The organism is Pseudomonas sp. LBUM1658, assembly GCF_059716055.1.
The window spans coordinates 965603-991898 of sequence record NZ_CP166798.1 but is presented as its reverse complement, the minus strand read 5'-3'; the positions used below and the strand labels follow the sequence as shown (position 1 = coordinate 991898).

The following is a 26296-nucleotide window of genomic DNA, read 5'->3' as shown; positions in this document are numbered from 1 at the left end:
GCCGCATGGGAGAGCGTCCGCCGACTGAAATAAAGGAGTCCGCCTGTGGCTATTCGCTATGGCAAAGGGTTGTTGGGGTGCGCGGTTGTTTTCGCCCTCCTGGCCCTGCTGGTCCACTGGATCGGCATCAATACGATTGAACATTACCGCGACGATTTATTGTTTTATCTGCAAGCTCATCTGATTCTAGTCCTTGTCTCCATGCTGGCTGCCCTCGTTGTAGGCATTCCCGCCGGTATTTTGCTCAGCCGACCGAATATGGTCACTCGTGCTGAACGCTTCATGCAGATCTTCAACATCGGCAACACCGTCCCACCTCTCGCCGTACTGGCCATTGCCCTGGGGATTCTCGGGATTGGCAGCGGACCGGCGATCTTCGCCCTGTTCCTCGCCTCGCTGTTGCCCATCGTGCGCAACACTTATGAAGGACTGAAAAACGTACAAGCTTCACTCAAGGAAGCCGCCGTCGGCATCGGCATGACCCCGGGCCAAGTGCTCTGGCGGGTCGAACTGCCCAACGCCGTGCCGATCATCATCGGTGGCGTACGTGTGGCGCTGGCGATCAATGTCGGTACCGCGCCACTGGCGTTCCTGATCGGCGCCAACAGTCTGGGCAGCCTGATTTTCCCTGGCATTGCCCTGAACAATCAGCCGCAACTACTGCTCGGCGCGGCTTGCACCGCCCTGCTGGCACTGCTGCTCGACGGCCTGGTGACACTCGCCAGCCGCCTCTGGCTCGAACGCGGTCTGCGCCCGTCTTAAGCCTGAGCAAAGGAATTTACATGAAGACTGCTTTTATAAAGACAATGGGCTTGATACTAGGCTGCATCCTGCTGTTCGCAGGAATCGCCCAAGCCGCCGAAAAACCGGTGATCCGCATCGGCGCTCGGGTTTTCACCGAGCAAACCCTGCTGGCGGAAATCACTTCCCAATACTTGCGCACCAAGGGTTATGACGCCCAGATTACCGGTGGTCTGGGTAGCAACCTGGCCCGTGGCGCTCACGAAAGTGGTCAGCTTGATCTGATGTGGGAATACACCGGTGTTTCGCTGGTGGCTTACAACCACGTCACGGACAAACTCGACAGCGCTCAGTCCTACGCTCGGGTGAAAGAACTCGACGCGCAAAAAGGCCTGATCTGGCTCACTCCGTCGAAATTCAGCAATACCTACGCCCTGGCGCTGCCGGAAAAAACCGCGAAGGCTTACCCGCAGATCAACACCATCAGCGAGCTGAACACAGTGCTGCAGGCTGAGGCGAAGACCAATCACCTGATGGCCCTGGACACCGAGTTCGCCAACCGTTCCGACGGTCTGGACGGCATGGTGAAGCTTTACGGCATGAACCTGACCCGTAAAAACATCCGCCAGATGGATGCCGGGCTGGTCTACACCGCTCTGCGCAATGGTCAGGTGTTCGCCGGTCTGGTCTACACCACTGACGGCCGACTGAACGCCTTCAAGCTCAAACTGCTGGAAGACGACAAGCATTACTTCCCGGACTACACCGCAGCTCCCGTGGTGCGCCAGGTCTATCTCGACGCCCACCCGAAACTCGCGGAAGAACTCAAGCCGCTGGCCGAACTGTTCGACGACGTAACCATGCGCGAGCTCAACGCGCGGGTCGATGTCGATCACGAAAGCCCTTCATCCGTTGCCGCAGATTTCCTGCGCCAGCATCCCTTGCTTTCTAATAAGTAGCCGGAGGAAGAAAAGACATGGAATTTCTGAACGCCTTTTCCCATCTGGACTGGCCGCTGGTCCTGCAGCTGACCTGGCAACACATCACCCTGGTCGGGATCGCCGTGACCCTGGCGATTGTCGTTGGCGTGCCTCTGGGCATCCTGATGACACGCTTCCCAACCCTCGCCGGTCCGTTGCAAGCCAGTGCCACAGTGCTGCTGACCGTTCCGTCGATCGCGCTGTTTGGCCTGCTGTTGCCGTTCTACTCGAAATTCGGCCAGGGCCTGGGGCCGATGCCAGCGATCACCGCGGTGTTTCTCTACTCACTGCTGCCGATCATGCGCAACACCTACCTCGCCCTGACCGGCGTCGACCCGGGCATTCGTGAAGCCGCCCGCGGCATTGGCATGACCTTCGGTCAGCGCCTGCGCATGGTCGAACTGCCGATTGCCGTACCGGTGATCCTCGCCGGGGTGCGCACCGCCGTGGTGATGAATATTGGTGTCATGACCATCGCCGCGACCATCGGCGCCGGTGGCCTCGGTGTACTTATTCTCGCGTCAATCAGCCGCAGCGATATGTCGATGCTGATCGTCGGCGCCGTGCTGGTCAGTCTCCTGGCCATCTTCGCCGACCTGCTTCTGCAATGGCTGCAACGCACGCTGACTCCAACAGGACTCCTGAAATGATCGAACTTCAAAACCTCAGCAAGACCTTCCAAAGCAACGGCAAAGACGTGAAAGCCGTGGACTCGGTGAACCTGATCGTCAATGAAGGCGAGATCTGCGTATTCCTCGGGCCTTCGGGGTGCGGCAAAAGCACCACGTTGAAGATGATCAACCGTCTGATCAAGCCGACCTCGGGCAAAATCCTGATCAACGGCGAAGACACCACCGACCTCGATGCCGTGACGCTGCGCCGTAACATCGGCTATGTGATCCAGCAGATCGGTCTGTTCCCGAACATGACCATCGAGGAAAACATCACCATCGTTCCGCGTCTGCTCGGTTGGGACAAGCAGAAATGCCACGACCGCGCCCGCGAACTGATGAGCATGATCAAGCTCGAACCCAAGCAGTACCTGAACCGCTATCCCCGTGAATTGTCCGGTGGCCAGCAACAGCGGATCGGTGTGATTCGTGCCCTGGCGGCCGATGCTCCGCTGTTGTTGATGGATGAACCGTTCGGCGCGGTCGACCCGATCAACCGCGAAATGATCCAGAACGAGTTCTTCGAAATGCAGCGAGCGCTGGGCAAGACCGTGATCATGGTCAGCCACGACATCGACGAAGCGATCAAACTCGGCGACAAGATTGCAATCTTCCGTGGCGGCAAGCTGATTCAGTTCGATCACCCGGATACCTTGTTGGCGCATCCAGCGGATGATTTCGTCAGCAACTTCGTCGGCCAGGACAGCACCCTCAAGCGTCTGCTGCTGGTCAAAGCCGAAGACGCGGCGGACAACGCGCCATCGGTCAGCCCGGAAACTCCGGTAGCCGAAGCCCTGGAGTTGATGGACGAACTGGACCGTCGCTACGTGGTGGTCACCTGCGCCGAGAACAAGGCCATGGGCTACGTGCGCCGCCGCGACCTGCACCGCCAGACCGGCACTTGCGCGCAATACCTGCGTGAATTCAATGCCACCGCGGCGTTCGACGAACATTTGCGCATCCTGCTGTCGCGAATGTACGAGTTCAACCGTTCGTGGTTGCCCGTGATGGATGCCGAGCGGGTGTTCCTCGGCGAGGTGACCCAGGAATCGATTGCCGAGTACCTAAGCTCCGGCCGTTCGCGCGGTGGCAAGACCAGTATTGTTTCGCCGGCAGAAACTGCGGCGGCCTGATCAGGACCTCAATCAAGCAAGCAGCCTTGTCCCCCTGTGGCGAGGGGGCTTGCCCCCGTTCGGCTGCGAAGCAGTCGTAAAATCGGTGAATGCGGTGTGCCTGATACAACGCTTTTGCAGTTTTTAGGGCCGCTACGCGCCCCAACGGGGGCAAGCCCCCTCGCCACAAAATCCCATCGAAAATCCTCCATCGGGGAACATCAGCCTGTCATCTGGGTCCGTTACATAAGTGACTGATCCGGTGACTGACCCCGACCACACGACGGACGCGTGTAAAAACGCGACATTTTTTGTTGATCTCAAGCCTCTCACGTCCTAAAGTTCGCGCCGAACGTCCATGCTGGAAACGATCCATCCGGCTCAAGTACTGACGACGAGACAGCAAGGTCACCCGTAGCGCACTGCACGGATGACCTTTTTGCTTTCGGCGACATGCCTTGGGAAGTAGGCGAACCAAAGTGGGGATACGGAGGACGTTCATTTGCACCCATTGTTAATTTCAGTTTGCCAGTAGGAGTTCCCAGCATGTCGATCAAGGTCGAAGATTATTACGCACGCGAAACCTTCGATAAAATGAAGGCCTTCGCCGACAAGCAAGAAACTCCATTCGTGGTCATCGACACCGCGATGATCAGCAAGGCCTACGATGACCTGCGTGCCGGCTTCGACTTCGCCAAGGTTTATTACGCGGTCAAGGCCAACCCGGCCGTTGAAATCATCGACCTGCTGCGTGACAAGGGCTCGAACTTCGACATCGCTTCGATCTACGAGCTGGATAAAGTGCTGAACCAGGGCGTCAGCGCTGATCGCATCAGCTACGGCAACACCATCAAGAAATCCAAGGACATCCGCTACTTCTACGAGAAGGGCGTGCGTCTGTACTCCACCGACTCTGAAGCCGACCTGCGCAACATCGCCAAGGCCGCGCCAGGTTCGAAAGTCTATGTACGGATCCTCACCGAAGGCTCGACCACGGCTGACTGGCCATTGTCGCGCAAGTTCGGCTGCCAGACCGACATGGCCATGGACCTGCTGATCCTCGCTCGCGACCTGGGCCTGGTGCCTTACGGCATCTCCTTCCACGTCGGCTCGCAACAGCGCGACATCAGCGTCTGGGACGCGGCGATCGCCAAGGTCAAAGTGATCTTCGAACGCCTGAAGGAAGAAGACGGCATCGAGTTGAAACTGATCAACATGGGCGGTGGCTTCCCGGCCAACTACATCACCCGTACCAACAGCCTGGAAACCTACGCTGAAGAAATCATCCGTTTCCTCAAGGAAGACTTCGGTGATGACCTGCCGGAAATCATCCTGGAGCCAGGCCGCTCGTTGATCGCCAACGCCGGCATCCTGGTCAGCGAAGTGGTACTGGTCGCACGTAAGTCGCGCACCGCCGTCGAGCGTTGGGTCTACACCGATGTGGGCAAATTCTCCGGCCTGATCGAAACCATGGACGAAGCCATCAAGTTCCCGATCTGGACCGAGAAGAAAGGCGAGATGGAAGAAGTGGTCATCGCCGGTCCAACCTGCGACAGCGCCGACATCATGTACGAGAACTACAAGTACGGCCTGCCGTTGAACCTGGCCATCGGTGATCGCCTGTACTGGCTGTCCACTGGTGCCTATACCACCAGTTACAGCGCTGTCGAGTTCAATGGCTTCCCGCCGCTGAAGTCGTTCTACCTGTAAAACGCTAGTCTCTGAAAACGCAAAGGTCCATGACGTTGTCATGGACCTTTTTTTTAGGTTGGCCCTGGCCTGTGAGTCAGACAGAGACCGCCGTAAGCGCTACCGGATACTCGTGCAAATTTCAGCGGGGCAGCGATAACGGTGTGATGAAGGCGTTGAATGTATTTACCTCTTTGGTAAACGCACCAGAGCCCGCTTCCTGATTATTTTGTGTGAGAACCTTGACCCGGGCCGGAAACTGCACGAAACCGCTGATTGCGTTGCGCAATTCAGGGACAAAACGCTGGCGCTGGTCATCCAGCGACTCAACGGCCTCAATGAACTTTGCCTTATCATCTAACAACTTGATGCGCTGTTCGTTGGCGCTCACTTCTTTTACGGCATTCTGCACCTTGGCAAATGCCACATCGCGCGCTCGAATCAAGTCATAGAAGCGCCATTCTCGACCGAGTTCCTCGATCGTTGCCTTTAATTGGTCAAGGGCCATTTTTACCAGCATCAGTTCAGGTGAGGAGACGCCGATTTCCTTTAACTTCCCCAGATCAAGGGGAGTGTCGTCGCCGATTTTTTCGGGGCCTTGGTTACTGAGCGATTCAATACCCTTCGTCAGCACTTCGAGCTCGTTTTCGCTAGCCAACAGTGCCTTTTCCAGCGACACCTGTTGAGCGAGCGCAGTCTCTTTTTCCTGCTCCGCATCGCGGGTATGACCTTTCATCACATTTCGGTCGATACCTGTTTCAACCTTGACCAGCAACTTGCTCAGGTCCCCGGCACCTTTGCTCGAGAGGGCAGTGCCATTCGCCAGCACTTGTGCGCACTCATTCTTGATTTCTTCGATAACATCCGCGCCCTCCCCGTCACTGATTGCCTCAGCCAGCTCAGCTTCGAACATATTGAGTTTCTTCACAGCGAGTTGCAGTTGGTCTTTTACCTCCGCTGCCGTACGCTGAAGCTCCGCCGCGCAGTCACTGACACCGTTGACCATATCGATAATCCGCTGATTGACATCAGGCAAATATTCGGTGCGTACGTGAATCACTCGCGCTTGATTCAATAGTTGCTTCATGTCTTTATGACTGTTGGCCATTTCGCCGAGATTAACGGATGGATAATCCTGCTTCCCGCTCAAACCCATCACTTTAATGTTACTCATCGCTCTCATCCTAAAGTTGCTCACAGGCGATCCCTGTCCGCTGGTCTTATTTTTGTAATCACTTAGGTATTCTTCATCGGCGTCCTTGAACACTTTGTTCAACGCGTTCGAGTCAACAAGGATTTTCTTCCACGGCTCGGCCACCAGCCTGAAGTGCGTCATGAATCGGCGCAGGCTCAATGTATCGGTAATATTTTTCGCCTCATCGGAAGAATTGTTGACGTAGCGCTGCAAGGTATTCCAGACAAACTGCAAGTTCTTTGTAGCCACTTCAGCATCGACGGAGAGAATCACGAGCGCGCTCAAGTCATTCCTGATGCGGCTCAATGACGCCAGCGTTTGGTTTTTTGCGGCGAGTTTCTGGATTTCGGCTTCTTGCTCTGCATTAAGAGCATCCCGTTGTTTGCGGATATTTTCTGCTTCGACCCCCTGATAGATTGCCATGACCAGGCCGGCAACCTGCATACTTACTGCCGACTCTATCGCTTTACGAACCGTGTCCTTGTACTGCTTGTTTTTTAACTCGAGTTCTTCTGCACGCTTATTGATACTCGCTTGCAATTGTTTGACCAAATCTGGCAACGAATTAACATCAATCAATCCCGCCCTGAGCTGGATTTCCGGAATCACTTTCTCGCTGAGCTCTCTGGAAAAACTATCAAGGCTCTTTTTGATGCCGGCGACACGACTTCGATTAGTTTCGATCTTTTTTAAAATTTCGCCGAGAAAATATTTAACATCAACGACCGCTGCGGATTCGAGTTCGATGCCAGGAAACCGGCCACCCAGTTCTAACTTCAATTCATTCAACTGTTCGAGGGTTGTGACATTGCGATCATCCAGCAACTTCATTCCTCTGGCTTCTTCCCTGATTTCTTCCATCGTCGCAAGATAAACCTGCATGTCCGCCGCGAAGGCATGGAGATCAGTACCGGTCAGCATGATGTCCTCGCGAAGTGGTGCCCAGCGCTTTGCATGGGCAGATACGGTATTGAAGGTCCTTACAAAGTCCGGAACTTGCAGGCCTTTACCGCCCCCCTCTTCATCGCCAAAGCCCAGATAATGGCGAACATCCTGTTCTGCCGTGGGCAGCGCCAGCCCGGCGGCTTCATATTTACGCAGGTCAATCAGTTCCTTTTTGGTCAATAGCAACCCCGTGTCACGGGTCACTTCGTCGGAGTCGGCGACCGACACGTCGGTCAGTACCTTTGGGGCTTGCGAGGCGAGCAAAATAACATCATCTATTGTCGCACCCGACAGCTTTTCATCCCATACAGCCTGTTTAGACATTATTATTCCCTTAATAATTAAAATTAAACAACATCATATCCACACACTACAGCACTCAACATTAAAACTATCAGCTACATTAAAAGCATAACAAGTGCCACTCGACCCGTCAAAACATCACAGAGCGGCAATACATTCAAAAAGCTTCAGACATTTAAAACAACATACAAACCATGAACTTACAACAAGCAACCACAAATATCATTTCAACAGCCATTTATCCAGATTGTAATACTTGCGCATGTATTCACACTGGGCATCCCTGAATACTTTGATCAGCGCATCCGAATCGACACCAATAGTTTCCCACGAAGCTACGACCAGCCTGAAATGCGTCATAAACCTTCGGAGACTCAGCGCGTCCGTTATACGGCCAACTTCTTCAGCGGAGTGATTGATATAACGATGCAACACATTCCAAACGTATTGCACGTTGCGAGTCGCTGCCTCAGCATCGATTGATACCAATCTGAGGGCAACCAGGTCATGCCTGACACAACTCAACGAAGCCAATGTCTTGTTTTTGGCGGCCAGTATTTCAATCGCTTTCTTTTGTTGCCGGCTGAACTCGTACAGTTCCTTGCGTATTTTTCCAACTTCCACGCTACGATAGATCGCCACACCCAGGCCAAAAACCCACAGTGCTGCCGAGTTGATGGCCCTGTCGACGGCGGCTTGTAGTCTCGCTGCCTGGTTTCAATGAGCGCTTGACGGTTATCGATGCCAGCCTTGATTTCCTGGATGACGCCAGGCAAGTCGCTCGTATCGATAAGGCCAACTCTTAACTCAATTTCCGGGATGACCACTCGCGCCAACTTATCGGAGAATGAATCCAGGGCGCCCTTGATCATTACGACACGCTCCCGGTGCCTACTAATTTGCTGGGAAATCACTCCCACATAATATTTTAATTCATCCAGTGTATTGGCTTCCAGTGCGAGACTGGGCAACCAACCACCGAGTTCCAGCTTCAGTCTTTCCAGCTCTCGCGGGGTATCGACATGGTGTTGCTCCAACAACTTCATGGCTTTGACCCGCAGCGCCATTCCCTCCATCATGCCGCTGATCATCACCATGGCTTTAGCGAACGAATTAAGATCGGTGGCGGTCAGTTGAATATTCTCGTAGAGAGGCAACCACTTGCCCGCATGCTTGCGAATCAGTGTGAATGTTCTTTCAAAATCAGTGTCCCTCAACCCGCGGCCACCGCCTTCGGCATCACCAAACCGCAAATACTTTCTCACAGTTGCCAGATCGTGGGGCAAGCTTAACGCCGAGCTTACATATATTTTCAGATCGACGATCTGATGCATGGTCAACAGCAGGCCAGCATCCCGGATGACATCACCCGATTTGCCAACTGAAACTTCGGTCAACTCTTTCGGCACTTGTGCGGCCAGCTTTGCCAGTTCATTGGACGTAACGCTTTTTAATGTATCCTCCCAGACAGCTATTTCAGTCATCCATGACTCCTCAACTACTCAACTATCAACCTTACCAGACAAGCTCAGCTTAACTTGGTAACCCGTCGATATAACAAACAACTTGAAATCGTAGTAACTGCAGAGTAGTTGCGCACAATTCGAATCGCCAACTTCTTCCCGAGTTTGATCAATGCAAGAAATTTCGATCCATGGCGACAGCACATACAACAAACTGATGACCACTAGCGTGGTCAATTGAATTAATTGCCGATTGATCCAATCCACAAAACAACCGGCGCCCCGGATGACTCTATATACTCAGCGTCACGCCTGTTTATCTAGCTGCACCGCTCGCTCAAGATAGGCATGCGCGAGGGATTGCAACTGGGGATCGTTCGCCCTGGACAACCACAAGCCAGAGATATGGAGGAAGTTCCGATTACCTCCCGCCAGCGCCGCGTGCAACCACTCAAATCCCTCGGCGAGTCGGCCGTTTTCGACAAGCACAGCGCCGTAACTGAATTGCCCACGAAAATCCCCACCCTCAGCCGAACGCCGATACCACTCAACTGCCGCAACCGGATCGGCCGGACAAAACTGTCCTTCTTCCAGATAACGCCCCAAAAGATTCATCGACTTCGCATGCCCGAGTTCGGCGGCACGCCGATAGCAGGCCAGCGCTTGCGGCTGATCCTCGACCACACCACGACCGGTGGCGAGCAGATTGGCGTAGTTATACAAACCCCAATCCAGCCCTGCTTCAGCAGCCTGTCGGTAATGCGACGCCGCGATAACCGCATTGGCTGTGCAACCCCAACCATGCTCGTGACAACGACCAAGCATGTTGTGCGCCATCAGGTGGCCGCCATTGGCTGCGATCTCGAACCAGCGCAGGGCCAGTGCCTGATCCTGGGCGATGCCCTGCCCATCGAGAAGAATCTGCCCGAGCAAGGCCTGGGCATCGAGGACGCCTTCTTTCGCCGCAATCAAAATAGCCTGGGCCGCGCGAGCCGGGCTTTCTTCGAGCATGGCCTTGAGCCGGTCGCCATCGAGGACTTCCTCGCGACGCAAACGGAAGTCCGACACTTACACCTCGACCCAGCGACGCAACAGGTTGTGATAGGTGCCGGTGAGGCGGATCAACGAGGGGTGATCGGGCATGTCCTGGGTCAGTTGCTGGATGGCACCGTCCATCTCGAACAGCAACGCGCGCTGGCTGTCTTCGCGCACCAGACTCTGCGTCCAGAAGAACGAAGCGTAGCGCGCGCCGCGAGTAACGGGGTTGACCTTGTGCAGGCTGGTGCCCGGGTAAAGCACCATATCGCCCGCCGGCAACTTGACCTGCCGGGTGCCAAAGGTGTCCTGGATTTCCAGTTCGCCGCCGGCGTATTCGTCCGGGTCGCTGAAAAACAGCGTGGACGACAGGTCGGTACGCACCCGTTCGGCGCTGCCATTGGGCTGGCGCACCGCGTTGTCGATATGAAAGTCGAAACTGCCACCGGCGGTGTAGCAATTGAGCAGTGGCGGGAAGACTTTGTGCGGTAAGGCCGCCGACATGAACAACGGATTTTTCCACAGCCGCTCAAGCATTGCCGCGCCGATTTCCTGCGCCAACGGGTGCCCTTGGGGCAACTGCAAATTGTGCTTGGCCTTGGCCGACTGGTAGCCAGCGGTGATCTTGCCGTCCGCCCAGTCCGCCTGCTCCAGGGCCTCACGGATGCGCAACACTTCTTCACGGGAGAACAAGCCGGGAATATGCAGCAGCATGGAGCGACACCTGAGAGCGAAAGGAGCGCAATGGTATTGATTCTTATTGTCTTTGTAAAACCCGGAGACGAATGAGCGAGCAAAAACCGTAAGGGTAAATTGTAAAGAATGTAAATTCAGTGCGAATAGCAATGTATCGCAATTGATACCGATACGTGTTTACCCTATATTCCGCGGCCTCAAATCCTTGGGGAGGGGAATTCACATGTCACGCCAACCATCACAGTTACCTGTCAGCTCACCGCGTCTACTCGCGTCTGCAATTGGCGTGGCCATCACCGCCACCTCCGCAGCCCACATGGCTCAAGCGGCGGAAAGTACCGACGAAAAAGCACCGCGTAACGAGATTTCGCTGGATGCCACCAGCGTCGTTGGCGAACAGGACGACACGTCCTACAAGACCGACACCTCTGCCTCCAGGAAATTTACCGCGCCACTGCGTGACACGCCAAAAAGCGTCACCGTCATCCCGCAGCAGGTTATCCGCGATACCGGCGCTACCAGCCTGGTCGACGCGCTGCGCACCACTCCGGGCATCACCTTCGGTGCAGGCGAAGGCGGCAACCCGGCAGGTGACCGCCCGATTATCCGCGGCTTCAACGCGGAGAGCGACGTGTTCATCGACGGTATGCGTGACCCCGCTTCGCAAAGCCGGGAAATCTTCAACATCGAATCGATTGAGGTCAGCAAGGGCCCTGGCTCCGCGTTCACCGGTGCCGGTTCGACCGGTGGCAGCCTGAACCTGGTGACCAAGACCGCCAAGCTGGGCAACTCGTACAACGGCGGCTTTACCTATGGTTCCGACCAGACCAAGCGCACCACGCTGGACCTGAATCAGCAAATGACCGATACCTCGGCCTTTCGCCTGAACCTGATGAAACACGAAGCCAACGTGGCCGGTCGCGACGATGTCGACGTCAGCCGTTGGGGCGTTGCGCCGTCCTTCGCCTTCGGCCTGGGCACCGATACCCGTCTCACCGTCGGTTACTACCATGTGGAAACCGATGATATGCCGGACTACGGCATCCCGCTGACGCTGAGCCCCAACCGCAGCAAATATGTGGTCGACAAGCCAGTGAACGTGGACCGCGACAACTTCTACGGCCTGAACAGCCGTGACTATCGCGAGTCCACCAATGACAGCGGCACGATCAAGCTCGAGCACGATCTGAATGACAACCTGACCCTGTCCAACAGCTTCCGCATGTCGCGCTCGACCCTCGACTACGTCGTCACCAACCCGGACGACAGCAAAGGCAACGTGGCTAATGGCACGGTGCTTCGCAACACAAAAAACCGTAATTCGACTTCCTCCGGCTGGGTCAACCAGACCGACCTGAGCGCCAGGTTCGACACCGGTTTTATCGAACACAGCCTGGTTACCGGCATTGAGTTTTCCTACTCGGACACGCATAACCGCCCATACGTTGTCACGTCTGCCGCCGGTACCTCGACCACCTGCTCGCCACGATTGCTGGCCAGTGGCGATTGCACCAGCCTGAACAACCCGAGCCCGGGTGACAGTTGGTCGGGCACCATCACCGAAGGCCTGGCCTTTACCGATACCGACACCAAGACCGGCGCGGCCTATGTGTTCGACACGCTGAAGTTCGACGAGCAATGGTCGCTGAATCTCGGCCTGCGATATGACAACTACAAGACCACCTCCAGTGGTTTCGCCACCCGCGCTCCAGCCGGCAACTTCTCCCGCGAGAACACCAGCGATCTGGTGAACTACCAAGTGGGTCTGGTCTACAAACCACTGCCTAACGGCAGCGTTTATGCCGCGTATTCGACCTCCAGCAATCCGGGCGGTGAAACCAGCGGCAACGGTAGCCTGGAACTGACTGCGGCCAATAGCGATCTCGATCCGGAACGCAACCGCAACTACGAGATCGGCACCAAGTGGGACTTCTTTGGTGACGACCTGTCGGTGACCGCTGCGCTGTTTCGCACCGAGAAAACCAATGCACGGATCGACGATCCGGATGGCGCCACCACTCAAGTGCTTGATGGTGAGCAAGAGGTCAACGGCTTGGAGCTGACCTACGCCGGCAAGATCACCCACAACTGGAGGGTCTACGGCGGCTACACCTACATGGAAAGCGAGGTGGTGAAGACCACCCGGCCAATCGATGAAGGCAACCACATGCCAAGCACCCCGAGGAACAACTTCACCTTCTGGTCGACCTATGACCTGATGCCTGAGTTGACCGTTGGCGCAGGTGCCACCTTTGTTGACTCGCAGTTTGGCAACGTCGCCAATTCGGTGGAAATCCCTTCCTACTGGCGCTACGACGCGATGGCGACTTACCGCCTGAGCAAAAACATCGACTTGCAGCTCAACGTACAAAACCTGACCGACAAGCGCTACTTCGATCAGATACTGCAGAATCATTACGCCCACGTCGCCGCTGGCCGTACCGCATTGCTGAGTACCAGCTTCCACTTCTGATAGAAGCGCAAGTTCGCCAAGCCCTGCTCATGGTCATGAGTGGGGCTTTTGTGCGTATTGCCCGAGGGATTGATCAGAGGCCGACGATCCCACGTCCACACACGGCATAATGCGCGCCGTGACGATTATTTTTGAATGAGTAAGGCGGTCGACGTGTTGAAGAAAACACTGTTCCAGCTGCACTGGTTTTTCGGCATCAGTGCCGGACTGGTCCTGGCCTTGATGGGCATCACCGGTGCCACGGTGTCGTTTCAGGATGAAATCCTGCGCGCACTCAACCCTTCTGTGCTGCAAGTCGAGAAGCGCGCTGCCGGTGTGCTGCCGCCTGCCGAGCTGGTGGCAAAGGTCGAGGCTGGCGAAGGCAAGCAGGTCTCGATGCTCTGGGTCGAGGCCGACAGCGGCAACGCTGCGCGGGTAATCTTCACCCCGCCGCCGGGCGAGCGCCGTGGCCAGATGCGCTACTTCGACCCCTACACCGGCGACTTCATGGGTGATGCAACGGGCCAGGATTTCTTCGGGCTGATGTTGCAGTTGCACCGCTTCCTGGCGATAGGCGACACCGGTCGGCAAATCACCGGCGCCTGCACACTGATTCTGATTTTCTTTTGCCTGTCCGGCCTCTATCTGCGCTGGCCGCGTCAGGTCGCCAGCTGGCGCGCCTGGCTGACTTTCGACTGGGCAAAAAAAGGTCGCAGCTTCAATTGGGACCTGCACGCGGTGACGGGCACCTGGTGCTTGGTGTTCTATCTATTGGCGGCGTTGACCGGTTTGTCCTGGTCCTACGAGTGGTACAACAAAGGCCTGAACAAACTGCTATCCGATTCGCCCAACAGCCAGATGCGCAAAGGCGGACGTGGCCCTGCCCCTACAGGCCCGGCACCGACCGCCGATTATCAGGCAATGTGGAGCAGCATCTACAGCGCCGCCGGCCCGGACTTGAGCGCCTACAACATCCGCATGCCGCCAGTGGCCGGGCAACCCGCCACGGTTTTTTACCTGCTGAAAAACTCGGCCCACGATCGTGCACTGAACCAGATCACACTTGATCCGGTCAGCGGCACCATTAGCAAACATGAGCGCTACGCCGACAAGAGCTTCAAGGCGCAACTGTTGACCAGCATTTATGCGCTGCATGTCGGCAGCTACTTCGGGATCGTCGGGCGGATCCTGGTGACCCTAGCGTCGCTGAGCATGCCGCTGTTCTTCATCACTGGCTGGTTGCTGTACCTGGATCGTCGACGCAAAAAGCGCCAGGTAAAAAATGCCCGCAAAGATCTCGTTCAAATCAACAGCGATGCACCGGCGTGGCTGATCGGTTTTGCCAGCCAGAGCGGTTTTGCCGAACAGCTGGCGTGGCAGACTGCCGGTCAGTTGCAGGCTGCCGGAGTACCGGTGAAAGTCCAGCCGCTGGCGGATGTCAGCGAGCAGGATTTGCGTGATTCCAGTAATGCACTGTTCGTGGTCAGCACCTTCGGCGACGGCGAAGCGCCGGACAGCGCCCGGGGCTTCGAGCGCAAGGTGCTGGGTCGCGCGTTAGTGCTCGATAGCCTCAACTACGCAGTATTAGGGCTCGGCGACCGGCAGTATCAGCACTTCTGCGGCTTTGCCCGTCGCTTGCACAGCTGGCTCGCCGAGCATGGCGGCAAGACCTTGTTCGCTCCGGTGGAAGTCGATAGCGGCGACCCCTATGCCCTTCGACACTGGCAACAGCAGCTCGGCCAACTGACCGGGCACGCTCCGGTGGACACCTGGCAAGCTCCGAGTTTCGACAACTGGACGCTGAGCCAGCGCACGCTGCTCAACCCTGACAGCAGTGGTTCCGGTGTGTACTTGCTGGGGCTGACAGCGCCGAACACCAGCAGCTGGTTGGCCGGTGATCTGGTAGAAGTGTTGCCACGCAACTGTCCGTGGGCGATCGAGCATTTCCTCGATGGGCTGGGCATACGCGCAGAGACAAAGGTGCAGTTCAATGGCCTGGAGGAAACCCTCGAACAGGCCCTGGCCAGCCGCCAACTACCCGAAAACCGAACGCACCTGGTGGGCTTGCACGCGCAAGCGTTGGTAGACGCGCTGATACCTTTAGCCATGCGTGAGTATTCCATCGCCTCGATCGCCGCCGACGGCCTGCTGGAGCTGATCGTGCGTCAGGAACAACGTGCCGACGGCAGCCTGGGCACGGGTTCCGGCTGGCTGACCGAACATGCGCCACTGGGTTCGGCCATTAGTTTGCGGGTGCGGCGTAACAGCGGTTTCCATCTGCCCGCAGAGCCCGTACCTATGATCCTGCTGGGCAACGGCACCGGCCTCGCTGGCCTGCGCAGTTTGCTCAAGGCGCGCATCGCCGACGCCCAGCAACGCAACTGGCTGATATTTGGTGAGCGCAACCTCGAGCACGACTTCCACTGCAAGGACGAACTGCAGGAATGGCTGATAGGCGGCGATCTGGCGCGCCTGGACCTGGCATTCTCGCGAGATCAGGCAGAGAAGATCTACGTGCAGGATCGCCTGCGTGAAGCATCCGGCGAGTTGAAGAAATGGTTGGCCGAAGGCGCGGCGATTTACGTCTGCGGGAGTTTGCAGGGGATGGCGACGGGGGTGGATCAGGTATTGAATGAGGTGCTGGGTGTTGATGAGGTTGAGAGGCTGATTGAGCAAGGGCGTTATCGGCGGGATGTATATTAAAGCGTTGATGTGCCCGCTTAATAACGGCTACGTATGGAATACAGCTTATGCGGGCAAGCCCCCTGTAGGAGCGAGCTCGCGAATGTCCGAAGGACAAATTGCATCAAGCCGGCTGCAGCTTCTGCTCAAACACCGCCACCCCATCCAGGTCCCGCAGGATGACGCTCAGTTCGGCGGTCTGTCCGTCGATGTTCACTTCTCCAAAGAACTGAAACCCGGCAAACGGCGAGGTGTTTTGCGCCGGTGGGGCTTTTTCGAACACCACTTCGGGGCCGAAGGTTTTGTCCAGGGTATCGGGCCCGAAACTGCCGGCGTTCAAGGGGCCTGCGACAAATTCCCAGAAGGGTTCAAAGTCCTGAAATGCCGCCCGGTCCGGATGGTAATGGTGCGCTGCGCAGTAGTGCACATCGGCCGTCAGCCACAGGTAATTGCGCACCTGCTGCGCCCGCAGGAATCCCAGCAGCTCGGCAATTTCCAGTTCTCGCCCCTGAGCCGGGCCCGGGTCGCCGTTGGCCACCGCCTCCCAGCGCGTTACGCCGGGGCTCACTTCACCGTCCGGGACTCCGAGGCCGATCGGCATGTCGGCGGCAATGACTTTCCACTGGGCGCTGGAGCCCTTCAACTCGCGCTTGAGCCAATCCAGTTGCTCGCGGCCGAGGAAGGGTTTCGCGTCACCGAGGTTGTCGTCGTTGCCACCGCGATAGCTGCGCATGTCCAGCACGAACACCTCCAGCAGCGGTCCGTAACTCAACTTGCGGTAGATCCGCCCACCCTGATCGGCGCTCTGCAAACGCATCGGTGCATATTCGAGCCAGGCCTGGCGAGCGCGCCCTACCAGGCTGTGGATATCTTTGCTGTGGTAGCGCCCATCCAGCTGTTTGCCGGGCGACCAGTTATTGACCACTTCGTGATCGTCCCACTGCCAGATCTGCGGCACTTCGGCGTTGAAGCGCCGGATGTTCTCATCCATCAGGTTGTAGCGGTAGTTGCCGCGATATTCATCGAGGGTCTCGGCGACTTTGCTTTTTGCCTCGGTGGTGAGATTGCGCCAGATCCGGCCGCCCTCGGTGCTGATTTGCGCCAGCACCGGTCCGTCGGCGTAGATGCTGTCGCCGCAGTGGATAAAGAAGTCCGGCAGGCGCAAGCGCATCGCATCATAAATGCGCATGCCGCCGATGTCGGGGTTGATGCCGAAACCCTGGCCGGCCGTATCGCCACTCCAGACGAAGCGAATATCGCGCCGCTGCTGCGGCACACTGCGCAGGTGGCCGAACCAGGGTTCGCTGGCCACGCCGCTCTGGGCATCTTCGAAAAATACCCGATAGAAAATCGCTTGATCGGCGGGCAAGTCAGTGAGTTCGACACGCGCGGTGAAGTCACTGCGGGCATCGGCCAGTGGTGAGACGAAACGTCGAGGGTTACTGAACAGGCTGCGAGTGTCCCACTCCACCACCATCCGCGCCGGGCGGTCGCTGCGGCTCCAGATCATCGCCCGGTCGCCCAGCAAGTCACCGGACTGCACACCATCAGTGAGTTGCGGACGATCCTTGACCGAAGCAATCACCGCCGGTGCCAGGCCGGGTAACAACAGCCCGGCACCTACGGCTTGCACCAGGCGACGGCGGCCGAGATCGAATTCGCTCATGGTGTTTGTCCCTCGACCATCCAAAAGGAAAGCTTAGGCATGGAGCGATGAATGGGGTGTGACAGCAAAAAGATCGCAGCCTGCGGCAGCTCCTACGCCGATCGCGCACACCCACAATATTGCAGGTGTGCACAAATCCTGTAGGAGCTGCCGCAGGCTGCGATCTTTGCTTTAGGCCTTGACCGGCTCCAGGATCAACTCGACCTCTTCAGTCCGCTTGATCAGCGCATACGTCACCGCTGTCAGCAAACTCCCGGCAACAATCGCCAACAGATACAACAATGCATGGTTGATGGCGTTCGGGATCAGCATCACAAACAGCCCACCGTGAGGTGCCATCAGCTTGCAACCGAAGTACATAGACAATGCACCCGTCAACGCACCGCCGGCGATACTCGCCGGGATCACCCGCAAGGGGTCCTTGGCGGCAAACGGAATCGCCCCTTCGGAGATAAAGCACAGTCCGAGCACAAACGCCGCCTTGCCGGCTTCACGCTCGGCCTGGGCGAACTTGCGGCGGGCGATGAAGGTGGCGATACCCATGCCAATCGGCGGCACCATACCGGCAGCCATGGTCGCGGCCATCGGCGCATAACTTTGCGAGGCCAGCAGGCCGACCGAGAAGGCATAGGCGGCTTTGTTGATCGGTCCACCGAGGTCGACGCACATCATGCCGCCGAGCAACACCCCGAGCAGGATCGCGTTGGTGGTGCCCATGCTGTCGAGGAAGTGAGTCAGGGCTTCGAGCATCCCGGCGACCGGTTTGCCCACCACATAAATCATCACCAGGCCGGTGAACAGACTCCCCAGCAACGGGATGATCAGGATCGGCTTCAAGGCTTCGAGACTTTGCGGCAAACGCACCCAGCGATTGATCGCCTGGACCGCGTAACCGGCGATAAAGCCGGCAATGATCCCGCCGATAAATCCCGCACCCAGAGTGCTGGCCAGCAAGCCACCAATCATCCCTGGCGCCAGACCCGGACGGTCGGCGATCGAGTAGGCGATGTAACCGGCGAGCAACGGCACCATCAGTTTGAACGCGGTCTCGCCACCGATCTGCATCAGCGCAGCCGCCAGCGTGCCAGGCTCCTTGAACGCGGTGATACCGAAAACGAACGACAGGGCGATCAGCAAACCGCCGGCCACCACCATCGGCAACATGAACGACACACCGGTCAGCAGGTGTTTGTAGACCCCGGTCTTCTCTACCTTGGCCGGGCCATGGGCACCGGTCGCAGCGCTTTCCTGTTTACCCTCGGCCAGCGCCTTGTTCAGCGTGGCTTCGGCCTGTTTCAAGGCGATGCCAGTGCCACAGCGGTAAATCTTCTTGCCGGCAAAACGTTCGGTGGCGACTTCGATATCCGCCGCCAGCAACACCACATCGGCATCGGCAATTGCCGCCGCGCTCAAGGGAGTCCGTGCACCGACCGAGCCCTGGGTTTCCACTTGCAGCTCATAACCCAGGCGCTTGGCCGCTTGCTGCAAGGCCTCGGCGGCCATAAAGGTATGAGCGACACCGGTCGGGCACGCGGTCACGGCCACCAGCCGCGGCGCGCTTTTGCTGACGGCGACAGGCTCGGTAACCACTTGGGGCGCGACATAGATCTGCGCCTCCTCGGCACCACGGCGCAGCACTGCTTCGACATCCTGCAGCGCCTGAGCCGGAGTGCTCTGGAATACCCTTTTGCCAACAAAGCGCGACATATCCAGCGGCGTGCTGCTGACCACCAGCAGCCACTCGGCGGCCTCGATAGTCGCGGCGGACAACTGCCGTTCAGGGTGCGCGGCGTCATGTACTTCGACACCGGTGCTCCAGCCCTGGCGTTGCGCTGCTGCATCAAGCAATCGCGCGCAAAGCACACTGGTGACCATGCCGTTCGGACAGGCAGTAACAATGGCTAATTTCATTACAAACCCTCTTATTGTTCTGTCAGGGGGTGAACACGCACGCCCTTTTCGAGTTGCGCCAGGTGCGCGGCATCGCTGATTCCGAAACCGATCTGGGTCACGGCCATGGCGGCAATCGCGGTGGCCGTGCGCAAAGTCTGTTCAGGGGTGTGCGCGCTGAGCAAACCGTGGAGCATCCCTGCCAGCAACGAGTCGCCGGCACCGACGGTACTGGCGACGCTGACGCTGGGCGGCAATGCCTGCAAGGCAGTACCGACGCCGAACCAGTTCACCCCGTCGGCACCGTGGGAAATCACCACATGCTCGATGCCTTGAGCCTGTAACCGGCTCGCCGCTTCGGCTTGTGCCGCCACCGACAGCACCGGGTAGTCCAGCGCCTCGGCCAGCTCTTCGGTGTTGGGCTTGATCAGCCATGGACCTGCCGCGAGCCCTGCACGCAATGCTTCGCCGCTGGTATCCAGGGCGACTTTCAAACCAAGGTTCTTCAGGCGAATCAACAGTGCCTGAAACCACTGTGGGCTGACCCCCTGCGGCAAACTACCGGCGACCACCACTGCGGCATGCCCGGCGGCAATCCGATCGAGACGATCGAGCAGCGCTTGTTGAGCAGCTTCACTGACCAGCGGCCCCGGCCCGTTCAGATCGGTGATACGCCCATCGCCCTCAGCCAGTTTGATATTGCTGCGGGTTTCTCCGGGCACTCGAATGAATTCGTCGGCAAATCCGCGCCGAGTAAACAGCGCTTCGAAGGCCTGTCGATTGTCCTCACCGAGGAAACCGCTGACGGTCAATTGATGCCCGAGATCCGCCAGCACCTGCGCCACGTTCACGCCCTTGCCGGCGGCGTGGGTGTGCATGGCGTCGCTGCGGTTGACCTGACCGGGTTCCAGCTTCGTCATCTGGACGGTGAGGTCCAGCGCCGGGTTCAGGGTCAGGGTCAGAATTTTAGCCATTACAAGGCCTCCACAAGTGCGCGTACTTCATTGGCGCTGCCCACGGCCAAGGCCTGCTGAGCGAGAATTTTGGCCTGGCTCAGGCTGAGTTCGCGAACCCGCGCCTTGACCTCGGGAATACTGCGCGCCGACACACTCAACTCATCCACTCCCAGTCCGACCAGCACCGGTACGGCCAGCGGGTCCGCCGCCAGTTCACCGCAGACGCCGACCCATTTGCCATGGGCATGGGCCGCGCGCACGGTGATGTCGATCAACATCAAGACCGCCGGGTGCAAGCCATCGGCCTGGGCCGACAGGGTCGGATGCCCGCGGTCGATGGCCAGGGTGTATTGGGTCAGGTCGTTGGTGCCGACGCTGAAGAAGTCGACTTCCTTGGCCAGTACCGGGGCAAGCAGCGCCGCCGATGGCACTTCGATCATGATCCCCAGTTGCAGGTCGGCGACCGGGATTTCGAGACGCAGGCGTTCGGTCATGTCCCGGGCCTGGCGCCATTCATCGACACTGCCGACCATTGGGAACATGATCCGCAGCGGCCGGTTATCAGCGGCTCGCAGCAAGGCACGCAACTGGGCTTCCATGACCTGCGGACGTTGCAGGGTCAGCCGAATACCGCGAACTCCGAGGAAAGGGTTTTCTTCCTTGGCGATCGGCCAGTAAGGCAACGGTTTGTCACCGCCGACATCCAGGGTGCGGACCACCAGAGGTCGCCCGGCCAGGCCATCGAGTACCCGGCGGTATTCGGTTTCCTGGGTCGCTTCATCCGGCGCTTGCGGATGGGCCATGAAAATCAGTTCGGTGCGCAGCAGGCCTATGCCTTCGGCGCCATGCTCGACTGCGCTGGTGACACCGGAGCTTTCACCGATGTTGGCGAACACTTCAACGGCGTGGCCATCGGTGGTCAGCGCCGGTTCGTGACGCCGGGCGGCAGCGGCCTGCAGGCGTTGCTCGCGGGTGTCGCGCTCTTCAATGGCGCGCTGCAAGGTCGCGGCATCGGCGTCCACATGCAGCCGCCCGCGCTGACCGTCGAGCAACAACGGCGTGCCCGGTGCCAGCAGCAATACCGCGGCGCCAGCACCGACCAGCGCAGGAATGCCCAGAGCCCGGGCGACAATCGCGCTGTGGGCAGTGGCGCCACCGCGGGCGGTCAGAATGCCGGCGACCCGCGTGGGATCGAGACGTGCCACGTCCGATGGGCCGACCTCATCCATCACTAGAATGTAGGCTTGCTCAGGTTCGGCCGGGGTTTCGACGCCACACAACTGCGCCAGCACCCGGCGTCCGACATCCCGCAAATCCGCAGCACGCTCGGCCAGCAAGGCATCCTGCAGCGATTCCTGTTGGCTGGCCGCCGCCTCGATCACCGCCATCCACGCCGCCTCGGCGCTTTCGCCCTGTTTCAGGCGGGTGTCGACTTCGTCGGCCAGCTCCGGATCGTCGAGCATTTCCTGGTGGGTGATGAAAATCTCCCGGATAGCCTTGGCCTTGCTGCGCTGAATCAGCCCTTCGATGTCGCTGCGAACTTCCGTCAAAGCTTGCTGCAGACGCTCGCGCTCGATGGCGGCGGATTCGCCGCGTAACGGGTAGTCGATCGGTTGCAGCACTTGAATGTGCGCCGGGCCGATGGCGATCCCCGGCGCGGCGGCGATGGCCTGAACCTGGCTGCCCGAGGCCGGAGCCAGCAGCACCTGAGTGACTTCCGCAATAATTTCACGGGGTGCACTGACCGCCGGCAACGGCTCGACTTCTTCGCCAAGCCCCTCTTCGATGGCCGCCAGCAAGGCTGGCAAGGCATCGGCGGCAATGCTCGGCTCAGCGATGAACTCAAGGACCTGGCCACGATGGGCGCCGAGGCTGAGCAACTTGCTCAGGCTCTTCACCGACACCGCACTGTCCTGGCCATCGACGATCCGCACGCGAATCTCGCCTTCAAAACTTTTCGCCAGTTGCGCGAGAATCTTCGCCGGGCGCGCATGCAAACCATGGGCATTGGCCAAGGCAATCCGGGCGCTTGGCCAGTCGGCCGGCACTTCGCCGCCGAGCACTTCCAACACCGCACGACTGCTGGTGGCACGCCCCAGTTCATGGCCGCGGCCTTCAATCAGCAAGGCACACAGGCGTTCGAGCAAGGCTTGATGGGCTTCCCCCAGGCTGGCCAGGCAAAACAGGCCGCTCAGCGGTTGGCCGAGGTAGCGGATCGGCTTGTCCGGCGTGACGAAGGCCAGGCCCGGACGCTTGACTGTCTGTTCGCTGTGCAACCACCACAGGCCATCGCCCAGTGGCAGCGCGTCAACCTGCTGCAACACCGCAGAAAACCCATTGCCGACGCAGTCGGCCTGGCGCAGCAAACGCGCGCCGCGCCAGACCAGCTCTTCGAAATCATCGGCGGACACGCCCAAGCCGATCATCTGCGCATCCAGCGCCAGCTCTTGCGGCGCACCTTGCAGCAGCTTCAGCAAGGCCTCGGCGGAACTGGCACGGCGCAGAGCCTGGCCCAGATCGGTTTCACCGAGGGCACGGGTGAGCAATTGCAGCAGATGCAGGTGTTCATCGGATTTGGCGGCAATGCCGATCGCCAGATAGACGATCTGGCCATCGCCCCAGTCCACCCCATCAGGGAACTGCATCAGACGCACGCCGGTGGTGAACACCTTGTCGCGGGTCTCGGGAGTGCCATGGGGGATCGCAATACCTTGACCGAGAAAGGTCGAGCCCTGGGTTTCTCGCGCCTGCAAGCCGCTGAGGTAACCCTCTTCGACCAGGCCATCAGCGACCAATTTCTCGGCAAGCAGATGGAGTGCCGCGGACTTATCCACAGCCGACTGGCCCATGGATATCTGCTCTATGGTGAGCTCGAGCATGCTTTCTCCTATTTAGCGCAAGGTAGGCGCTAGGTATTGTTTTGAATGAATCAGCTTATGGTTATTGTCAGAACAGCCTCGGGCGGCTTCCTGGCAGAGCAGCCCAATTCGTTTGCACCCCTGAAAATACGCCTGCTGAAACGTTTAATCTATATTATTTGCCACGTTACTCGATTATCGCTCATCCTTGAAGCCCTACCCGTCGGTTGCAGTAATGACGATGGTCCCCTGCCCAGATCGGTTACGATCGGACAAAATGGCGGGGCAAGCTCCAAAACAACAAGGAATCCCGGGTTGAAACTCAGTGATATCGCCCAACTGGCCGGTGTGTCTGTGACCACCGCCAGCTACGTCATCAACGGCAAGGCCGAACAACAGCGAATCAGTCGCAGCACCGTCGAGCGCGTGCAGGCGGTGGTCGAACTCCATGGCTTCACACCTAACCCGCAAGCGGCCGGGCTGCGCAGCCGGCATACGCGCACCTTGGGTTTCATTCTGCCGGACCTGGAAAACCCCAGTTACGCGCGGATTGCCAAGCTGCTCGAACAAGGTGCCCGCGCCCGCGGCTATCAATTGCTGATCGCCAGCTCCGACGATGCACCGGAAAGCGAGCGCCAATTGCTGCAACTGTTTCGCGCCCGGCGCTGCGACGCGCTGTTCGTCGCCAGCTGCCTGCCGCCAGACGATGACAGCTATCGCCAGTTGCAGGCCAAGGGCCTGCCGATCATCGCCATCGACCGGATCATGGAGCCCGAGCATTTCTGCTCGGTGATCAGCGATGATCAAGAGGCCAGCCTGCAGCTCACCCGCAGCCTGTTGCAGCCCCTGCCACGGCAGATTGTCCTGATCGGCGCGCGACCCGAGCTGAGCATCAGCCAGGAACGAGCCGCTGGCTTCAAGCAGGCATTGTCCGGGTTCGATGGCGAGATCCTGATCGAACACGGCGAAGCGTTCAGCCGCGACTGCGGACGGCAATTGATGGAAGAGTTGCTACAACGCCTCGGCCACTTGCCAGATGCGCTGGTCACTACTTCCTACGTGCTGCTTCAGGGTGTGTTCGATGCACTGCATGATTTCCCGCTCAAATCCCGACCGCTGCGCCTCGGTACCTTCGGCGACACCCAGTTGCTGGACTTCTTGCCGCTGCCGGTGAACGCCATGGCCCAGCAACACCAGCTGATCGCCGACAAAGCCTTGCAGCTGGCCCTGGCAGCGATTGAAGAGCAGCATTACCAACCCGGCGTACAGGCCATCGCCCGGACCTTCAAGCAGCGCATTCACGAGGCGTGAACGTGGAGCTGATCGACAGCCACACCCATCTGGACTTTCCGGATTTCGACGACGATCGCCAGGCGCTACTGGCGGACTGCCGCGCCCTCGGGGTGCGGCGAATAGTGGTGTTGGGGGTTTATCAGCGAAACTGGCAGCGCGTCTGGGATCTGGTGCAGAGCGATCCGGACCTGTATGCCGCATTCGGCTTGCACCCGGTATACGTCGATGAGCATTGCCCCGCCCACCTGACTGAACTCGGCGACTGGCTCACGCGCCTGGCCAGCCACCGCCAAGTGTGCGCGGTGGGTGAGATCGGTCTCGACTATTTTCTCGAACACCTCGACCGTGCACGGCAACAAGCGCTGTTCGAAGCACAGTTACAACTGGCGGCCGACTTTCAGTTGCCGGCGCTGTTGCATGTCCGTCGTAGCCACGCGGCGACCATCGCCACCCTCAAGCGTTTTCGCTTGAAGCGCGCGGGCATCATCCACGCCTTCGCCGGCAGCCAGGAGGAGGCCCGCGAATACCTCAAGCTCGGTTTCAAACTCGGACTGGGCGGCGCCGCGACCTGGCCGCAGGCGCTGCGCATGCACAGAGTCCTCAAAGACTTACCGCTGGATGCCGTGGTGCTGGAGACCGACTCGCCGGATATGGCACCCGCCATGTACCCCGGCCAACGCAACAGCCCGCAGCACCTGCCGGCGATTTGTATGGCGCTGGCCGAGATCATGGCCGTCAGCCCACAGCAACTGGCGGCGGCCAGCACTGCCAACGCCTGTGCCGTGTTCAACTGGCCCCTGGGTCAGGGCTAAGCTCAAACCCGGAACGCGCTGATCAACTGCTTCAACTGCACCACCTGCGCCGACAACTGACGACTGGCGTTTTCGGTCTGGTGCGCGCCTTCGGCGGTGCGCTCACCGGCGCGGTTGATCTCGACGATGTTTTGATCGATATCGTGGGCCACTGCGGTTTGCTGCTCGACCGCCGCAGCGATCTGCTGGTTCTGATCGACGATCATCCCGACTGCGCCGAGGATGTTTTCCAGCGCTTGTTGAACCTTTTCCGACTGACTGACCGTGCCGTTGGCCATCTGATGGCTGATGCCCATGGCTTTCACCGCCGCGCCCACCCCGCTGTGCAGCTTGGCAATCATCTGCTCGATTTCTTCAGTCGATTGCTGAGTGCGCTTGGCCAAGGTCCGGACCTCGTCGGCCACCACCGCGAAACCGCGACCCTGCTCACCGGCACGCGCCGCCTCGATGGCGGCGTTGAGCGCCAACAGGTTGGTCTGCTCGGCGATACTTTTGATCACTTCCAGCACACGACTGATGGACTGGCTATCGCTGGCCAATTGGTTGATCACCAACACTGACTGGTCGATCTCGCTGGCCAACTGGGCAATGCTGCCCTGTTGCGACTCCACCAGGCCACGCCCGTTGATGGTTTCGTCGTTGACACTGTGGGCACTGCTGACCGCCGCTGCTGCGTTGCGGGCGACTTCCTGGGAGGTCGCCGACATCTGATTCATCGCCGTCGCCACCTGCTCGATCTGGCTGCGCTGACCGGCCACTGCCTGATTGCTCTGGGCCGATACCGATTCCACCTGGCCGGCCTGACGTTCGACTTCACTGACGGTCTTGCCCACCAGTTCGATCAGGTCATGGATCTT

Annotated in this window: 18 protein-coding genes; 9 read left to right on the top strand and 9 right to left on the bottom strand. The window is 58.7% G+C overall.

The window, feature by feature from the left end; genetic code table 11:
- The first annotated feature begins 45 nt into the window (after nt 1-45).
- The 5 genes from ACA064_RS04525 (at nt 46) to ACA064_RS04505 (ending at nt 5214) form a co-directional block, all read left to right on the top strand.
- Complete coding sequence (locus ACA064_RS04525) at nt 46-762, top strand: ABC transporter permease (protein WP_497672300.1); 717 nt, start codon at nt 46-48, stop codon at nt 760-762.
- Nucleotides 763-782: 20 nt separating this feature from the next.
- Nucleotides 783-1700 carry a glycine betaine ABC transporter substrate-binding protein gene (locus tag ACA064_RS04520; protein WP_497672299.1) on the top strand — a complete coding sequence of 306 codons (918 nt, stop codon included), beginning with the start codon at nt 783-785 and terminating at the stop codon, nt 1698-1700.
- A 17-nt stretch (nt 1701-1717) separates the two neighbouring features.
- A complete protein-coding gene (locus ACA064_RS04515; protein WP_497672298.1) occupies nt 1718-2371 on the top strand; it encodes an ABC transporter permease in 654 nt (217 codons plus the stop codon).
- Complete coding sequence (locus ACA064_RS04510) at nt 2368-3525, top strand: osmoprotectant ABC transporter ATP-binding protein OsmV (RefSeq protein ID WP_497672297.1); 1158 nt, start codon at nt 2368-2370, stop codon at nt 3523-3525. Before ACA064_RS04515 ends, ACA064_RS04510 begins: the two co-directional genes overlap by 4 nt.
- Before the next feature lie 525 nt (nt 3526-4050).
- Entirely contained in the window at nt 4051-5214 is a 1164-nt protein-coding gene (locus ACA064_RS04505) for a type III PLP-dependent enzyme (protein WP_497672296.1), read from the top strand.
- Nucleotides 5215-5335: 121 nt separating this feature from the next.
- Here the strand turns inward: ACA064_RS04505 and ACA064_RS04500 are convergent, their stop codons facing one another.
- The 4 genes from ACA064_RS04500 to ACA064_RS04485 form a co-directional block, all read right to left on the bottom strand.
- Nucleotides 5336-7657 carry an alpha-xenorhabdolysin family binary toxin subunit A gene (locus ACA064_RS04500; RefSeq protein ID WP_497672295.1) on the bottom strand — a complete coding sequence of 774 codons (2322 nt, stop codon included), beginning with the start codon at nt 7655-7657 and terminating at the stop codon, nt 5336-5338.
- Nucleotides 7658-8157: 500 nt separating this feature from the next.
- A complete protein-coding gene (locus tag ACA064_RS04495) occupies nt 8158-9120 on the bottom strand; it encodes a hypothetical protein (RefSeq protein WP_497672294.1) in 963 nt (320 codons plus the stop codon).
- Between the two features lie 285 nt (nt 9121-9405).
- Nucleotides 9406-10110: a tetratricopeptide repeat protein gene (locus tag ACA064_RS04490; RefSeq protein ID WP_497674171.1), complete on the bottom strand. Its 705-nt coding sequence runs from the start codon at nt 10108-10110 to the stop codon at nt 9406-9408.
- 57 nt (nt 10111-10167) lie between these two features.
- Complete coding sequence (locus tag ACA064_RS04485) at nt 10168-10848, bottom strand: Fe2+-dependent dioxygenase (protein ID WP_497672293.1); 681 nt, start codon at nt 10846-10848, stop codon at nt 10168-10170.
- Between the two features lie 205 nt (nt 10849-11053).
- Here ACA064_RS04485 and ACA064_RS04480 point away from each other — a divergent pair, with 205 nt between their 5' ends.
- The gene (locus ACA064_RS04480) at nt 11054-13303 is read left to right on the top strand and encodes a TonB-dependent receptor (RefSeq protein ID WP_497672292.1); all 2250 of its coding nucleotides are present in this window, start codon (nt 11054-11056) and stop codon (nt 13301-13303) included.
- Between the two features lie 153 nt (nt 13304-13456).
- The gene (locus tag ACA064_RS04475; protein WP_497674170.1) at nt 13457-15985 is read left to right on the top strand and encodes a PepSY domain-containing protein; all 2529 of its coding nucleotides are present in this window, start codon (nt 13457-13459) and stop codon (nt 15983-15985) included.
- A gap of 103 nt (nt 15986-16088) precedes the next feature.
- Here ACA064_RS04475 and ACA064_RS04470 read toward each other — a convergent pair whose 3' ends face one another.
- The 4 genes from ACA064_RS04470 to ptsP all read right to left on the bottom strand — a co-directional run bounded on the left by ACA064_RS04470 (nt 16089) and on the right by ptsP (nt 23355).
- On the bottom strand, nt 16089-17630 hold the full coding sequence (locus tag ACA064_RS04470) for an alkaline phosphatase D family protein (RefSeq protein ID WP_497672291.1): 1542 nt from the start codon (nt 17628-17630) through the stop codon (nt 16089-16091).
- Nucleotides 17631-17801: 171 nt separating this feature from the next.
- Nucleotides 17802-19541 (bottom strand): PTS fructose-like transporter subunit IIB, encoded by a 1740-nt coding sequence (locus ACA064_RS04465; RefSeq protein WP_497672290.1) that lies wholly within the window; start codon nt 19539-19541, stop codon nt 17802-17804.
- 11 nt (nt 19542-19552) lie between these two features.
- Nucleotides 19553-20494 (bottom strand): 1-phosphofructokinase, encoded by a 942-nt coding sequence (gene pfkB, locus ACA064_RS04460; protein ID WP_497672289.1) that lies wholly within the window; start codon nt 20492-20494, stop codon nt 19553-19555.
- Nucleotides 20494-23355, bottom strand: a complete 2862-nt coding sequence (ptsP, locus tag ACA064_RS04455; protein ID WP_497672288.1) for a phosphoenolpyruvate--protein phosphotransferase — start codon at nt 23353-23355, stop codon at nt 20494-20496. The genes pfkB and ptsP overlap by 1 nt, the downstream gene beginning before the upstream one ends.
- A gap of 294 nt (nt 23356-23649) precedes the next feature.
- Here ptsP and cra point away from each other — a divergent pair, with 294 nt between their 5' ends.
- Entirely contained in the window at nt 23650-24645 is a 996-nt protein-coding gene (gene cra / locus ACA064_RS04450; RefSeq protein WP_497672287.1) for a catabolite repressor/activator, read from the top strand.
- 2 nt (nt 24646-24647) lie between these two features.
- Nucleotides 24648-25439 (top strand): TatD family hydrolase, encoded by a 792-nt coding sequence (locus tag ACA064_RS04445; protein WP_497672286.1) that lies wholly within the window; start codon nt 24648-24650, stop codon nt 25437-25439.
- Between the two features lie 2 nt (nt 25440-25441).
- On the opposite strand, the gene ACA064_RS04440 is transcribed toward ACA064_RS04445, so the two are convergent.
- Nucleotides 25442-26146: a methyl-accepting chemotaxis protein gene (locus ACA064_RS04440; protein WP_497674169.1), complete on the bottom strand. Its 705-nt coding sequence runs from the start codon at nt 26144-26146 to the stop codon at nt 25442-25444.
- Nucleotides 26147-26296 lie beyond the last annotated feature (150 nt).

Excerpts from the sequence above, each read along its gene's own strand:
- ACA064_RS04520 (WP_497672299.1), top strand. The coding sequence starts at position 783 with ATGAAGACTGCTTTTATAAAGACAATGGGCTTGATACTAGGCTGCATC.
- ACA064_RS04515 (WP_497672298.1), top strand. The coding sequence starts at position 1,718 with ATGGAATTTCTGAACGCCTTTTCCCATCTGGACTGGCCGCTGGTCCTG.
- ACA064_RS04510 (WP_497672297.1), top strand. The coding sequence starts at position 2,368 with ATGATCGAACTTCAAAACCTCAGCAAGACCTTCCAAAGCAACGGCAAA.
- ACA064_RS04505 (WP_497672296.1), top strand. The coding sequence starts at position 4,051 with ATGTCGATCAAGGTCGAAGATTATTACGCACGCGAAACCTTCGATAAA.
- ACA064_RS04500 (WP_497672295.1), bottom strand. The coding sequence starts at position 7,657 with ATGTCTAAACAGGCTGTATGGGATGAAAAGCTGTCGGGTGCGACAATA.
- ACA064_RS04495 (WP_497672294.1), bottom strand. The coding sequence starts at position 9,120 with ATGACTGAAATAGCTGTCTGGGAGGATACATTAAAAAGCGTTACGTCC.
- ACA064_RS04490 (WP_497674171.1), bottom strand. The coding sequence starts at position 10,110 with ATGCTCGAAGAAAGCCCGGCTCGCGCGGCCCAGGCTATTTTGATTGCG.
- ACA064_RS04485 (WP_497672293.1), bottom strand. The coding sequence starts at position 10,848 with ATGCTGCTGCATATTCCCGGCTTGTTCTCCCGTGAAGAAGTGTTGCGC.
- ACA064_RS04480 (WP_497672292.1), top strand. The coding sequence starts at position 11,054 with ATGTCACGCCAACCATCACAGTTACCTGTCAGCTCACCGCGTCTACTC.
- ACA064_RS04470 (WP_497672291.1), bottom strand. The coding sequence starts at position 17,630 with ATGAGCGAATTCGATCTCGGCCGCCGTCGCCTGGTGCAAGCCGTAGGT.
- ACA064_RS04465 (WP_497672290.1), bottom strand. The coding sequence starts at position 19,541 with ATGAAATTAGCCATTGTTACTGCCTGTCCGAACGGCATGGTCACCAGT.
- pfkB (WP_497672289.1), bottom strand. The coding sequence starts at position 20,494 with ATGGCTAAAATTCTGACCCTGACCCTGAACCCGGCGCTGGACCTCACC.
- ptsP (WP_497672288.1), bottom strand. The coding sequence starts at position 23,355 with ATGCTCGAGCTCACCATAGAGCAGATATCCATGGGCCAGTCGGCTGTG.
- ACA064_RS04440 (WP_497674169.1), bottom strand. The coding sequence starts at position 26,146 with ATGTCGGCGACCTCCCAGGAAGTCGCCCGCAACGCAGCAGCGGCGGTC.